The organism is Streptomyces sp. XM83C, assembly GCF_023072675.1.
GTDB lineage: Bacteria > Actinomycetota > Actinomycetes > Streptomycetales > Streptomycetaceae > Streptomyces > Streptomyces thermocoprophilus.
In genome coordinates this window covers 55,964-69,282 of sequence record NZ_JALLGL010000002.1, presented here as the reverse complement: position 1 = coordinate 69,282, position 13,319 = coordinate 55,964, and the positions used below count along the sequence as shown (strand labels likewise).

The window sequence follows — 13,319 nt, the reverse complement described above, 5'->3', positions numbered from 1 at the left end:
CCCCTGGCGCGCCGGGGCCATCCTGTCCACCAGCCGCCCGGAGGGGAGCAATCGCGCAGCCCCCACGCCCCCTGGCGCGCCGGGGCCATCCTGTCCACCAGCCGCCCGGAGGGGAGCAATCGCGCAGTCCCCCACGCCGCTGTATGCCTGCGGCGGCCCGTGTCCGTGGGTGCGTGGTTGCGGTCGCGCCTACTTGCGGTGGGTGGGTCGGGTGCGCTCCGGGGGGTGTCCGTCCTCGGTGCGACGCCCTGTTTCCCAGATTCGTGCCCTGCGTTTTCGCCGCAGGCTGCGGGCGGGCACCCCGCGACACGCCCCTCCCGCCGCACGGCGACCGCGGCCCGCCGACGGCTGAGGCCCACAATCCGACGTGGCGGCGGGCAGTCGGACCGCAGGGCGATGGAGTCCCCTGCTCGAGCGAAGTCGAGAGCTTGGGAGAGGGTGGGCGCTGGGGGGGTACCCCCTCTCGGGGAGGCACCCCGTCAGCGCCGGGTGCCCACGTCACGCCAGGGGCGCAGGCCGCGCCGCGTGCCCTGTCGCGCCCGGGGCGCGGAGCCACCCGTCGGCTCACGCCGTGCGGCGGATCAGGGCCAAGTACATCGCGTCCGTGCCGTGCAGATGGGGCCACAGCTGGACGTCGGGGCCCTCGCCCAGCTCGGGGACGCCGGGCAGGAGCGGACGCGCGTCGATCAGATCGGCGTCCGGGACCTGTTTGAGCACGTCGGCGACGACAGCCCGCGTCTCGGCGAGGTGGGGCGAGCAGGTGGCGTACCCGACGACGCCCCCGACCCGCACCGACTCCAGCGCCATCCGCAGCAGCCCCCGCTGCAGCGGCGCGAACCCGTCCAGATCCTCGGGCCGGCGCCGCCACCGCGCCTCGGGCCGCCGGCGCAGCGCACCCAACCCGGTGCAAGGCACATCGACGAGGACCCGGTCGAAGGTGCCGGGCCGCCACGCGGGCCGGGTGCCGTCGGCGGCGACGACCTGGTACGGCCCCGGGTTCCCCGCGAGCGCCTTCGCCACGAGCCCGGCACGGTGCGGCTGCTTCTCCGACGCCACCAGCACGGCACCGCGCTGCGCGGCGAGCGCCCCCAGCAGCGCCGCCTTGCCGCCGGGCCCGGCGCAGCCGTCGAGCCACTTCGCGTCGGGGCCGTCGAGCGGCGCGTCGGCGAGGGCGAGCGCCACGAGCTGGCTGCCCTCGTCCTGCACCCCGGCGCGGCCCTCACGGACGGCGGGCACGGCGCCCGGCTCACCGCCTTCGGACAGGCGTACGGCGTACGGCGACCAGCGCCCCGCCACCGCGGCCTCCTCGGCCAGCAGTTCCTCGGTCGTGGCGCGGCCGGGTCGGGCGACCAGTGTCACCTCGGGACGCTCGTTGTCGGCGGCGAGCAGCCGTTCGATGCCCTCACGGCCGCCGCCGAGGGAGTCCCACAGCGCGGAGACGACCCAGCGCGGGTGGGAGTGGACGACGGCGAGATGGTCCTCGGGGTCGTCCTCGTACGGCGGGGCGACCCGGGCGATCCAGCCGTCGAGGTCGTCCTGGGCGACCTTGCGCAGCACGGCGTTGACGAACTTGGCCCGCCCGTCACCGAGCACCACCCGCGCAAGTTCGACCGTGGCGGACACGGCCGCATGGCTGGGGATGCGGGTGCCGAGCAGCTGGTGCGCGCCGAGGCTGAGCACGTCCAGGACCGGCGGATCGACCTCGCGCAGCGGCCGGTCCACGCAGGCGGACAGCACGGCGTCGTAGGTGCCCTGGCGGCGCAGGGTGCCGTACACCAGTTCCGTCGCGAGTGCCGCGTCCCGCCCGTCGAACTTCTCGGGGCCCTCCTTCTCGCGCGCCTTGCGCAGCAGCGGCGGCAGCACGAGGTTGGCGTACGCGTCCCGTTCTTCGACGGCGCGCAGTGCCTCGAAGGCGAGGATGCGGACGGGGTCCTTCTGCGGCCGGCGGTAGGGCTTGGCGGGCCTGCGGGGCCGGCGGGAGGAGGGGGACGTGCCGCGGGAGCCGCCGCGCGGGGTGCCGGGGGTGTCGCTCACGAAAAAGGTGCTCCGGATGTGAGGAAGGGGAACTGTTCCCAAGCCTACGTGTCACCCCGCGCCGGGCACCTACCCGCCGAGGGTCTCCCCCGCGGCGATGCGCACGCCGCGCGCCCAGTCGGCGGCCTTCATCGGCTTCTTGCCCTGTGCCTGCACCCACAGCAGCTCCACGGCGTACGACCCGGTGCCGACGTGGACGGAGTTCTTGCCGGCCTCCAGGGCACCCGGGGCGAGGTCGGTGCGCTCGGGGCGCGGAGCGACCTGTACCAGCTTGAGGCGCTCCCCGCGGAACGTGGTCCAGGCGCCGGGGGCCGGGGTGCAGCCCCGTACGACCCGGTCGACACGCAGCGCGGGGGCGGTCCATTCGACGCGGGCGTCCTCGACGGTGATCTTCGGGGCGAGCGAGACGCCGTCGGCGGGCTGCGGCACGGCCTTGAGGGTGCCGTCCTCGATGCCGTCCATGGTGGCCGCGAGCAGGCCGCTGCCGGCGAACGCCAGCCGGGTCAGCAGGTCGCCGCTGGTGTCGGTGGGCCGGATCTCCTCGGTCACCGTGCCGTAGACCGGCCCGGCGTCCAGGCCTTCGGTGATGAGGAACGTGGTGGCGCCGGTGATCTGGTCTCCGGCCATGATGGCGTGCTGCACGGGCGCGGCGCCGCGCCAGGCGGGCAGCAGCGAGAAGTGCAGATTGACCCAGCCGTGGGCAGGGACGTCGAGGGCGACGCGCGGCAGCAGGGCGCCGTAGGCGACCACGGGGCAGCAGTCGGGCGCGATCTGCTTCAGCCGCTCCAGGAACTCCGGGTCGCGGGGCGTGCTCGGCTTCAGCACCTCGATGCCCGCCTCCTCGGCCCGTTCGGCGACGGGCGAGGCCACCAGCCTGCGTCCTCGTCCGGCGGGCGCGTCGGGGCGCGTCACGACGGCGGCCACCTCGTGCCGCCCGGAGGCGATCAGAGCGTCCAGAGCGGGAACGGCGACCTCGGGGGTCCCGGCGAAGACGAGCTTCATGGGTGGCACGGACCTCTCGGCGGGGTTGGCGGACGGGCAGCGCACAAGTCTATGACCATGAACGGAAGGGCGCCGAAGGCGCCCGTGGCGCACGGTTACGGCCGCACAGAACAACGCCCGCCGTGCCTGCCGCACGCCGGCGGTTCCGCCTCGGCGGCGCCGGCCACACGGGCAACGCCCCCGGGCGCCGGTGGCGTGTGCGACGGACGCGGAAGGCAAGGGCGCCCGGCCGACCTGCGACGCACGGTGACGACCACGCAAGCAACGCCCGCCGCGGCACCCGTGGAGCGCGGCGACGGGCTCGGGCGGAGGGGGACCGGCCGACCTGCGGAGCACCGTGACGGGCGACAGTGATTGCCGCTCAGGGTGCCCCGGATGCGCGGCAGGCGGCAGGGCCGCAGGCCCGTCGGAGGCCGTGCCGCAAGGGCGCCGGGCCGTCTCGCACACCCTCGGCGCAGGGCGCCGGCCAGCGGCGGAAGGTCCCCCGGAGCCGCAGCGGCGGAAGGCTTCGCCCTGTGGTCGGCGCGCGGGGAACGGGTGCGTCCGGGCCCGGGTGCGCGGCGGAAGGCGCGGCGGGCCGAGGGGCGCGGGCATATGCCCTCGCGCCCCCACTGCGTGACCCGTGGCGCGAAGACGCGTTGGTCAAGAAAGAGTTGACCCCTTCTCTTCAACGCCGGTTCGAGAGGCTTGTTCATGGCCGACCATGCATCCCACGACGCCCAGGCCCGGGCCAGCCTGCACTTGCTGGTGCGGGACATCGAGCGGGTCCGCCGGCAGGTGGACGCCCTGCGCACGCTCACCGCCCAGCTGGGGAACGTCTACCGCCCGCGCCGCTCCGGCCCCTCCACGGGCTTCGTCGTCTACGGACGCGCCCCCGCCCCGACCGTCCGACTCGCGCAGGAACTCCGCGACAGCGTCGAGACCCTGGTGACGGCCGCGGTCGACTTCGACCGTTCGCTCGGCTTCTCGTGGGACGCGGTGGGTTCCGCACTCGGCGTCACCAAGCAGGCCGTCCACCGTCGATACGGCTCGCGGCGCGCCGCGGCGCAGGCCGCCGCCGAGGCCGAGCGGGCAGCGGAGACGTCCGGCACCCGCACCGTCAATGTGGGCACGGGCATCACCGCCGTGCCCACCGTCCCGGCCGCACGGTCGATGCCCACCCAGCCGACGGCGGGCAGCCCTGCCCTGCGCGACGAGGTCCGCCCCACGGCGTTCCCCGGTCCGCGCAACGGCTGACGCGCCGTCACTCCGCCCTCCCGGCCCAGCCGATCCGGGAGGGCGCACGCTTGCCCGGGACCGTGCCGGCTGCGCCGGGGCGGCCGGCGTCCGAGCGGAGCCGTCCCCTACGGTCCCTGGCCCAGGTCGTGGCCGTACGATCCCGTCTGCCGCCCGCACCCGGCACGCTCCCCCGGTCCGCCGCTCGGCCCGGTCTCCGGGTGGGAACGCGGCTTTGCGGCCTCGGCCCACGACCGGGCGGGGGCCGAGGCCGCCCGGTCCGGGTGTTCCGGAGTACGTCGATGTACGCCCGTGCGCCCCGGGTCAGCCGATGTCCGGCGGGTCGATGCGCACCCACACGGGGGCACCGCCGCTGCCGCCGCCCCATGCCATCCGGGACGCCTGAGCCGTCTTCAGGGCGGTCGCCAGTGCGGCGCCACGGCCGGGCGGCACCCGGATCAGTGCCCGTTCCCACTGCTCGCCGGGCGGCGGTGCGCCCGTGCGGCGGGGTCGGCCCGGCGTGGTGACCGGCAGCGGGACCGGGCCCAGGACCTCCGCCTCCGGCGGTAGTTCGACGGTGCGCAGGAACTCCGCCAGCGCCTCCGGCGGCGCCGACACGGCCGCCATCCTCGACACCGGCGGAAAGCCCAGCTCGGCCCGCTCCCCCAGCTCCCGCACCGCGTGGCCGACAGGGTCCCAGCGCACCAGCGCCTGCACGGGCCGCGCCGTCGCCTCGGCGACGACGGCCACGGTGCCACCCGCCGTCTGCGGCCGTACGAGGGCGGCGGCGGCGATCCACCGGCGCAGCGCGTCCTCCCCCGCGCGAAGGTCGGGGCGTCCGAGCATGGCCCAGCCGTCCAGCAGCAGCGCGGCCGCGTAACCGCCCTCGGCGACAGGTTCGGCGCCCGGGGTGCTCACCACCAGCGCCGGTGTCCCCGGCACGGTGTCCAGCACATGCTCGCGCCCGGAGGTCCGCACCGGTACGGCGGGAAAGGCCCGCCCCAGTTCCTCCGCCGTACGCCGCGCCCCGACCACCTGGGCGCGCAGCCGGAAGGAGCCGCACTCCGGGCAGTGCCAGGCGCTCTCCTCCCGTCCGCACCAGCCGCACCGCAGGGCTCCTCCGTCCCGTCCCTCCAGTGGTCCGGAGCAGTGCCGGCAGCGGGCGGGTTCGCGGCAGCGGGCGCACGCCATCCGGGGCACGTACCCGCGCCGGGGCACCTGGACGAGGACCGGGCCGTGGCGCAGTCCTTCGCGGGCCACCTGCCAGGCGAGGGTGGGCAGCCGTGCGGCGCGGGCGGCCTCGTCGCGGGCGAGGTCGGTGTCGCCGACGGTCCGCACGAGCGGCGCGGCGGACCGCACCTCCTCCCGCGTGGCGACGATGGGCCGCGCCCAGCCGCTGTCGACGAGCTGGGCGGCCTCGACCGTGCAGCTCCATCCGCCCAGCAGGAAGCCGCACCGGTCCTGGGCCGCGCGCAGCAGCAGCACCTCCCGGGCGTGCGGCTGGGGGGCGTGCGGTTCGCTGTGGCTGTCGTCGCCGTCGTCCCAGAGGACGACCAGTCCCAGGTTCTGCACCGGCGCGAACATGGCGGCGCGGGTGCCGACTACGGCCCGCACCGAGCCGCGCCGGACGGCCAGCCACTCCCGGTAGCGCTTCTCGGGGCCGGCGTCGGCGGTGAGCACGGCGTGCCGCCCGTCCCCGAGCAGGGCGGTCAGGGCGGCGTCGACACGGCTGACGGCGCGCCCGTCGGGGACGACGACGAGGGCGCCGCGCCCGGAGGCGAGTGTCGCGGCGACGGCGCGGGCGATCTCCTCGCTCCACTGCGGTCCGGGCAGCGCGTGCCACACGGCCCGCGGTCCGGCCCCCGAGGCCAGCGCCTCCAGGAACGCGGCCCCCCGCTCGTACCGTGTCCACGGTCCGGGGGCCGGTGGCCGCGGCGGGGGCAGCGGGGCGGGCGAGGGCCGCTGCTCGGCGCGCGCGTTGCGCGGGGGCACGGCGAGCTGAAGCACGTCGGCGAGGCTGCCGGCGTAGCGGTCGGCGACGGCGCGGGCGAGTTGGAGGAGTTCCGGGCCCAGGACGGGTTCGGGTGAGACGACCTGGGCGAGCGCGGCGAGCGGCCCGCTGTAGTCGGACTCGGCGAGCCGCTCCACGAGGAAGCCGTCGATCAGCCCGCCGCCCTCACGGCGTCCGTCACGGACGCGGTGCCGTCCGGCCCCGAACCGCACCCGGACCCGGACGCCGGGCTGGGCGTCGGCGTCCAGTTCGGCGGGGACGGCGTAGTCGAAGTACCGGTCGAGGTGGAGGACGCCCTTGTCGACGAGGACCCGGGCGACGGGCAGGTGCGGCGCGAGCGCGGCGCCCCGCCAGGTCCGCGGCTTGGCCCGTGGCATCTTGGCCCTGCGGACGCTCTCCCGGATGAGCGCGAGCTGCTCCGGCGGCGCGCTCTCGCCGCTGTCGCTGCCGCTTCCGTTCTCGCTGCTCACGCTTGCATTCTTACCAAACGCCACTGACAGCGCCGCGTGTGTGCGGCGCCGGGTGGTCGCTCCCGAGATCAGGGTGACGGCGGCGCACACATTCCGGATTCACCGTGTGTCCCCGCGGGGGCGCACTCCACCGAAGGAGCCGCGGTCGTCGCACCGGGAAGCGCCGAGCATACGGGTGGCGGGGCGGCACCGGTCACCGGTTGACGCTGGGGGGATGCGCGAGTGCCCGGCCCCGCAAAGGGACCGGGCCTCGATGAGCCGGGCGGGCCGGGGCTTACAGGCCGGCGGTCTTGCGCAGGGCGTCCACGCGGTCGGTGCGCTCCCAGGTGAAGTCGGGCAGCTCACGGCCGAAGTGGCCGTAGGCGGCGGTCTGGGCGTAGATCGGGCGCAGCAGGTCCAGGTCGCGGATGATCGCGGCCGGGCGCAGGTCGAAGACCTCGTCGATGGCCTTCTCGATCTTCTCCTGGTCGACCTTGGCGGTGCCGAAGGTCTCCACGAACAGGCCGACCGGCTCGGCCTTGCCGATCGCGTACGCCACCTGCACCTCGCAGCGCGAGGCGAGGCCGGCGGCGACGACGTTCTTGGCGACCCAGCGCATCGCGTACGCGGCGGAGCGGTCCACCTTGGACGGGTCCTTGCCGGAGAAGGCGCCGCCGCCGTGGCGGGCCATGCCGCCGTACGTGTCGATGATGATCTTGCGGCCGGTGAGGCCGGCGTCGCCCATCGGGCCGCCGATCTCGAAGCGGCCGGTGGGGTTGACGAGCAGGCGGTAGCCCTCGGTGTCCAGCTTGATGTCGTCGTCGAGGAGTGCCTTCAGCTCCGGCTCCACGACGAACTCGCGGATGTCGGGGGCGAGCAGCGACTCCAGGTCGATGTCGCTGGCGTGCTGGGAGGAGACGACGACGGTGTCGAGGCGGACGGCCTTGTCGCTGTCGTACTCGATGGTGACCTGCGTCTTGCCGTCGGGGCGCAGGTAAGGGATGGTGCCGTTCTTGCGGACCTCGGAGAGGCGCTTCGACAGCCGGTGCGCCAGGAAGATCGGCAGCGGCATGAGGGTGGGCGTCTCGTCGGTGGCGTAGCCGAACATCAGGCCCTGGTCGCCGGCGCCCTGCTTGTCCAGCTCGTCGTCGTCGCCCTCGACCCGGGTCTCGTACGCGGCGTCCACGCCCTGGGCGATGTCCGGGGACTGGGCGCCGATGGAGACGGAGACGCCGCAGGAAGCGCCGTCGAAGCCCTTCTTGGAGGAGTCGTAGCCGATCTCCAGGATCTTGTTGCGGACGAGGGTCGCGATGTCCGCGTAGGCCTTGGTGGTGACCTCGCCGGCCACATGGACGAGGCCGGTGGTGATCAGCGTCTCGACGGCGACCCGCGAGGTGGGGTCCTCCCGCAGAAGCGCATCGAGGATGGTGTCGCTGATCTGGTCAGCGATCTTGTCGGGGTGACCCTCGGTCACGGACTCCGAGGTGAACAGGCGACGGGACACAACGCTCCCTGGGGTTGCAGCGGCTGCTGGCTGATCATTGGCGGACGGACGGGGGCTGCACCCGGCGTCGTCCGAGAACAGTTTATCTGTCGCGTCAGCTCACCGGCCTCCCTGTCTCGCCTCTCGGGAGGGCTGTGACCTGCGGCACGGGCATTCTGCCCAATGCCGGGCGGCCTTGAACAGGGCCGCCACGCGTCAATGTAGCGGGCTGTCGTCCATTCTCGAGGAGAGGGAAACATTCACCCCAGTCGCTCGGCCACCAGGTCCCACACGGTTTCGGCCAGGGCTTCCTTGGGTCCGTACGGCACGGGGGTCTCGCTGCCGTCGGCGCCCAGCACGACGGCCTCGTTCTCCTCGGAGCCGAAGGTTCTGCGCTCGCCGACCTCGTTCACGACCAGCAGATCGCAGCCCTTGCGGGCGAGCTTGGTGCGGCCGTTGGCGAGGACGTCGTCGGTCTCGGCGGCGAAGCCGACGATCACCTGACCGGCGCGCGCCCGTTCGGCCGAGATCTCCGCGAGAATGTCCGGATTCCGCACCAGGACGAGAGGTTCCGGTTCCTGGCCGTCCTTCTTCTTGATCTTCCCGGCGGCGTACTCGGCGGGCCGGAAGTCGGCGACGGCCGCGGCCATGACCACCGCGTCGGCGTCCGCGGCGGCCTTCAGCACGGCCTCCCGCAGCTGCACCGCGGTGCCGACCCGGACGATGTCGACTCCGGCCGGGTCGGCCAGGTGGGTGTTGGCGGCGACCAGGGTGACGCGGGCGCCGCGGGCGGCGGCGGTGCGGGCGAGGGCGTAGCCCTGCTTGCCGGAGGAGCGGTTGCCGAGGAAGCGGACGGGGTCGAGGGGTTCGCGGGTGCCGCCGGCGCTGACGACGACGTGCCGTCCGGCGAGGTCGGGTTCGCGCACGCCGCGGGCGAGGACGCGACGGCACACCTCGAAGATCTCGGCGGGGTCGGGCAGCCGGCCCTTGCCGGTGTCGACGCCGGTGAGCCGGCCGACGGCGGGCTCGATGACGACGGCGCCACGGCGGCGCAGGGTGGCCACGTTCTCCTGAGTGGCCGGGTGCTCCCACATCTCGGTGTGCATGGCGGGGGCGAGGACCACGGGACACCGGGCGGTGAGCAGGGTGTTGGTGAGCAGGTCGTCGGCGAGGCCGTGCGCCGCCTTGGCGAGCATGTCGGCCGTGGCGGGGGCGACCACCACGAGGTCGGCGTGCTGGCCGATGCGGACGTGCGGGACCTCGTGCACGTCGTCCCAGACCTCGGTGGAGACGGGGTTGCCGGACAGCGCCGACCAGGTGGCGGCGCCGACGAAGTGCAGCGCGGAGGCGGTGGGCACGACGCGCACGTCGTGTCCCGACTCCGTGAGCCTTCTCAGCAGCTCGCACGCCTTGTAGGCGGCGATGCCACCGCTGACCCCCAGCACGACCTTCGGCTTGTCCACCGTCTCTCCCCGGGCTCGGAACCGTACGACATCCATGACACACCACAGGCCCGGCAGCTTGTCTGCCGGGCCTGTGGAAAAAACAACTGCGGGCTGATCGTATGACTGCCGCTTACTGTGCGGGGCCCTCGACGGCCTCGGACGTCAGCAGTCCCGCGTTGATCTCGCGCAGGGCGATCGAGAGCGGCTTCTCGTGGACGTGGGTGTCCACCAGCGGACCGACGTACTCGAGGAGACCCTCGCCGAGCTGCGAGTAGTACGCGTTGATCTGGCGGGCACGCTTGGCCGCGTAGATCACGAGGCTGTACTTCGAGTCGGTGGCCTCGAGGAGCTCGTCGATCGGCGGGTTGATGATGCCCTCGGGCGCGGAGATGGAAGAGGACACGCTCTACCTTCCGATGGGTGGGAAAGAACAGTCAGTGTGACCAGTTTTGATCACACAACGTCCATCAAGGCTAGCAGCTCGCGCGCCACGTCCTCGACGGAGGTGTTGACAAGGGTCCGGTCGAACTCCGGCTCGGCCGCCAGTTCGATCTTGGCCGCTTCCAGGCGGCGCTCGATGACCTCGGGCGGCTCGGTGCCCCGGCCGGTGAGCCTGCGCACCAGCTCCTCCCAGGAGGGCGGAGCCAGGAACAGCAGCTGCGCCTCCGGCATCGACTCGCGGACCTGGCGGGCCCCCTGAAGGTCGATCTCCAGCAGGACGGGCTCACCCGCCTCCAGCCGCTCCAGCACGGCCGCGCGCGGCGTGCCGTAGCGGTTGCCGGCGAACTCGGCCCACTCCAGCAGCTCGCCGTTGGCGATGAGCTTGTCCATCTCGTCGTCGGTGACGAAGAAGTAGTGGACTCCGTGCCGCTCGCCGGGGCGGGGCTTGCGGGTCGTCGCCGACACCGAGAGCCAGACCTCGGGGTGTTCCTTGCGCATATGAGCGACGACCGTGCTCTTGCCGACCCCCGAGGGGCCGGAGAGCACGGTCAGCCGCGGACGTTCACTCATGCAGCGATTATTCCAGCAATCCCGGAGTGCCCGGGACTCCCTTCCCGGCGGCGCCCGGGGCGGGAGTCGCGATCACGAACCGGTGCTGCCGAACTCGCGCTCCAGCGACGCGATCTGGTTGGAGCCGAGGCCGCGCACACGGCGGCTCTCGGAGATGCCGAGTCGCTCCATGATCTGCTTGGCGCGGACCTTGCCCACGCCCGGCAGGGACTCGAGCAGGGCGGAGACCTTCATCTTGCCGATGACGTCGTTCTCCTGGCCCTGCTTGATGACCTCGTGCAGGGAGGCGCCGGAGTGCTTGAGTCGATTCTTGACCTCGGCCCGCTCCCGGCGAGCCGCGGCGGCCTTTTCGAGCGCGGCTGCGCGCTGTTCGGGGGTAAGGGGCGGAAGAGCCACGCCTACGTCACCTCGGATGTCGAACTGTCGGATACGGACCGGTGAGGAACCTAGTACGCCCCACACCTGGGGAGGGACGAGCAACACGCTCGCCCGCTCACACACGTCGGAGACTAGCGGTCAAGTCCGCCGGAGTCAGCGAGAACAGCGGAAAAGTCCTGGTCAGCCTCCGTCAGGGCGGACATTTAGGACATACTGCCCCGGATTTGAGGATGTATCCAGGCTCAACCCGACCGGTGCCCCCTACAGCAACGTCCCTGATGGACGCGGCGACCGCCCCGGACGGCCGCCGCGATCGGCTCAGGCGAGCGCCAGCGCGGCCCGGACCTCGTCCGCGAAACGATCCACGGCGTCACGCAGTGTGACGATGTCGGGGCCGTGCCGCAGCACCCCCCGGCTGACGTTCGGCACGACGTTGCGCACCGAGGAGCCGAAGACCTTGGGCAGGTCGGCGGGGGTCGCGCCCTGCGCCCCGACGCCGGGGGCGAGCAGCGGGCCGTTGATGTCCAGGTCGTAGGAGGACAGGTCACCGAGCGTGGCGCCGACGACGGCGCCGAAGGAGCCGAGCGGTTCCTCCCCCGCGTTCTCGGCGGCGAGGTGGGCCAGTACGGTCGCGCCCACGGTGCGGCCGTCGGCGCGCACCGCGTGCTGCACCTCGCCGCCCTCCGGGTTGGAGGTCAGGGCCAGCACGAACAGCCCCGCGCCGCTCTCCCGGGCCATGGCCACGGCCGGGCCGAGCGAGCCGTACCCGAGGTACGGGGAGACGGTCAGCGCGTCGGAGAAGAGCGGGGAGTCCTTGCGCAGGAAGGCCTCGGCGTACGCGGCCATGGTGGAGCCGATGTCGCCGCGCTTGGCGTCCATGACGACCAGCGTGCCGGCCGCGCGGGCCTCCTCGACGGTCCTCTCCAGTACGGCGACGCCGCGTGAGCCGAACCGCTCGAAGAAGGCGCTCTGCGGTTTCACGACGGCGACCCGGCCGGCCACCGCCTCCACGACGGTGCGGCTGAACCGTTCGAGACCGGCCACATCGTCGTCGAGGCCCCACTCGGTGAGCAGGGACGCGTGCGGGTCGATACCGACGCACAGGGGGCCGCGCTCGTCCATCGCGCGGCGCAGTCGGGCTCCGAAGGGCTCGTACGGGCTCATGCTGCCTTGCTCCTCACATCGGCGCCGACCGCGTCGGCGAGGGTGGCGTACGGGCTGGTGCGCAGGCGCGCGGCGAGTCCCTTGTGGACGGCGCGCATCCAGAAGGGGCCCTGGTAGATGAAGGCGCTGTAGCCCTGGACGAGCGTGGCGCCCGCCAGGATGCGCTGCCAGGCGTCCTCGGCGTTCTCGATGCCGCCGACGCCGACGAGGGTGATCCGGTCGCCCACGCGCGCGTACAGGCGGCGCAGTACCTCCAGGGAGCGCTCCTTGAGGGGGGCGCCGGACAGGCCGCCGGTCTCCTGGACGAGGGCCGGGGCGGAGCGCAGGCCGAGTCCTTCGCGGGCGATGGTGGTGTTGGTGGCGATGATGCCGTCCAGGCCCAGCTCCACGGCGAGGTCGGCGACGGCGTCGACGTCCTCGTCGGCGAGGTCGGGGGCGATCTTCACCAGCAGCGGGACGCGGCGGGCGGGGACGGCCCGGTCGGCGGCATCGCGCACGGCGGTCAGCAGGGGGCGCAGGTGGTCGACGGCCTGGAGGTTGCGCAGGCCGGGCGTGTTCGGCGAGGACACGTTGACGACGAGGTAGTCGGCGTACGGGGCGAGCCGCTCGGCCGATTTCACATAGTCGCGGACGGCCTCGGTCTCCGGTACGACCTTGGTCTTGCCGATGTTGACGCCGACGACCGTGCGGAAGGCGGGGGTGCGGGAGGCCAGGCGGGCGGCGACGGCCAGCGAGCCGTCGTTGTTGAAGCCCATGCGGTTGATCAGCGCGCGGTCCTCGACGAGGCGGAAGAGCCGCTTCTTGGGGTTGCCGGGCTGTGCCTCGCCGGTGACGGTGCCGATCTCGACGTGGTCGAAGCCCAGCATCGCCATGCCGTCGATCGCCACCGCGTTCTTGTCGAAGCCGGCGGCGAGCCCGAAGGGGCCGTGCATGCGCAGGCCGAGGGCCTCGGTGCGCAGCTCCTTGTAGCGGGGGGCGAGCACGGCGGCGACGAAGGTCCGCAGCACCGGGACGCGGGCCGCCAGACGAATCCACCGGAACGCGAGGTGGTGGGCCTGTTCGGGGTCCATCCGCCGGAAGACCAGGCGGAAGAAGAGGTTGTACATCGCGGGGAAGTCCTCTGGGTC

11 protein-coding genes are annotated in these 13,319 nt (G+C 73.5%); 1 reads left to right on the top strand and 10 read right to left on the bottom strand.

Translation table 11 applies throughout. The features are described from left to right. Nucleotides 1-564: 564 nt before the first annotated feature. Nucleotides 565-2,034 (bottom strand): RsmB/NOP family class I SAM-dependent RNA methyltransferase, encoded by a 1,470-nt coding sequence (locus MTQ10_RS00755; RefSeq protein WP_247461107.1) that lies wholly within the window; start codon nucleotides 2,032-2,034, stop codon nucleotides 565-567. A 69-nt stretch (nucleotides 2,035-2,103) separates the two neighbouring features. Beyond that, nucleotides 2,104-3,036, bottom strand: a complete 933-nt coding sequence (gene fmt / locus MTQ10_RS00750; RefSeq protein WP_247461105.1) for a methionyl-tRNA formyltransferase — start codon at nucleotides 3,034-3,036, stop codon at nucleotides 2,104-2,106. Nucleotides 3,037-3,729: 693 nt separating this feature from the next. On the opposite strand from fmt, the gene MTQ10_RS00745 reads away from it, so the two are divergent. Next, nucleotides 3,730-4,272 carry a hypothetical protein gene (locus tag MTQ10_RS00745; protein WP_247461103.1) on the top strand — a complete coding sequence of 181 codons (543 nt, stop codon included), beginning with the start codon at nucleotides 3,730-3,732 and terminating at the stop codon, nucleotides 4,270-4,272. Between the two features lie 303 nt (nucleotides 4,273-4,575). Here the strand turns inward: MTQ10_RS00745 and MTQ10_RS00740 are convergent, their stop codons facing one another. From MTQ10_RS00740 to MTQ10_RS00705, 8 genes are all read right to left on the bottom strand, one after another. Further along, nucleotides 4,576-6,732, bottom strand: coding sequence for a primosomal protein N' (locus MTQ10_RS00740; protein ID WP_247461101.1), 2,157 nt, complete (start codon nucleotides 6,730-6,732; stop codon nucleotides 4,576-4,578). 274 nt (nucleotides 6,733-7,006) lie between these two features. After that, entirely contained in the window at nucleotides 7,007-8,215 is a 1,209-nt protein-coding gene (gene metK, locus MTQ10_RS00735; protein WP_247461099.1) for a methionine adenosyltransferase, read from the bottom strand. A 239-nt stretch (nucleotides 8,216-8,454) separates the two neighbouring features. Then, on the bottom strand, nucleotides 8,455-9,657 hold the full coding sequence (gene coaBC, locus MTQ10_RS00730) for a bifunctional phosphopantothenoylcysteine decarboxylase/phosphopantothenate--cysteine ligase CoaBC (RefSeq protein ID WP_247461097.1): 1,203 nt from the start codon (nucleotides 9,655-9,657) through the stop codon (nucleotides 8,455-8,457). A gap of 112 nt (nucleotides 9,658-9,769) precedes the next feature. Next, nucleotides 9,770-10,042, bottom strand: coding sequence for a DNA-directed RNA polymerase subunit omega (gene rpoZ, locus MTQ10_RS00725; RefSeq protein ID WP_003988945.1), 273 nt, complete (start codon nucleotides 10,040-10,042; stop codon nucleotides 9,770-9,772). Between the two features lie 50 nt (nucleotides 10,043-10,092). Next, on the bottom strand, nucleotides 10,093-10,650 hold the full coding sequence (gene gmk / locus MTQ10_RS00720) for a guanylate kinase (protein WP_247461095.1): 558 nt from the start codon (nucleotides 10,648-10,650) through the stop codon (nucleotides 10,093-10,095). A 72-nt stretch (nucleotides 10,651-10,722) separates the two neighbouring features. Beyond that, nucleotides 10,723-11,046 (bottom strand): integration host factor, encoded by a 324-nt coding sequence (locus tag MTQ10_RS00715; protein WP_003977346.1) that lies wholly within the window; start codon nucleotides 11,044-11,046, stop codon nucleotides 10,723-10,725. 300 nt (nucleotides 11,047-11,346) lie between these two features. Next, the gene (gene pyrF / locus MTQ10_RS00710) at nucleotides 11,347-12,192 is read right to left on the bottom strand and encodes an orotidine-5'-phosphate decarboxylase (protein ID WP_247461093.1); all 846 of its coding nucleotides are present in this window, start codon (nucleotides 12,190-12,192) and stop codon (nucleotides 11,347-11,349) included. Next, entirely contained in the window at nucleotides 12,189-13,298 is a 1,110-nt protein-coding gene (locus MTQ10_RS00705; protein ID WP_247461120.1) for a quinone-dependent dihydroorotate dehydrogenase, read from the bottom strand. Before MTQ10_RS00705 ends, pyrF begins: the two co-directional genes overlap by 4 nt. Nucleotides 13,299-13,319: the final 21 nt, after the last annotated feature.

Coding starts and splice junctions, on each gene's coding strand:
- fmt (WP_247461105.1), bottom strand. CDS start 3,036: ATGAAGCTCGTCTTCGCCGGGACCCCCGAGGTCGCCGTTCCCGCTCTG.
- MTQ10_RS00705 (WP_247461120.1), bottom strand. CDS start 13,298: ATGTACAACCTCTTCTTCCGCCTGGTCTTCCGGCGGATGGACCCCGAA.
- pyrF (WP_247461093.1), bottom strand. CDS start 12,192: ATGAGCCCGTACGAGCCCTTCGGAGCCCGACTGCGCCGCGCGATGGAC.
- gmk (WP_247461095.1), bottom strand. CDS start 10,650: ATGAGTGAACGTCCGCGGCTGACCGTGCTCTCCGGCCCCTCGGGGGTC.
- MTQ10_RS00745 (WP_247461103.1), top strand. CDS start 3,730: ATGGCCGACCATGCATCCCACGACGCCCAGGCCCGGGCCAGCCTGCAC.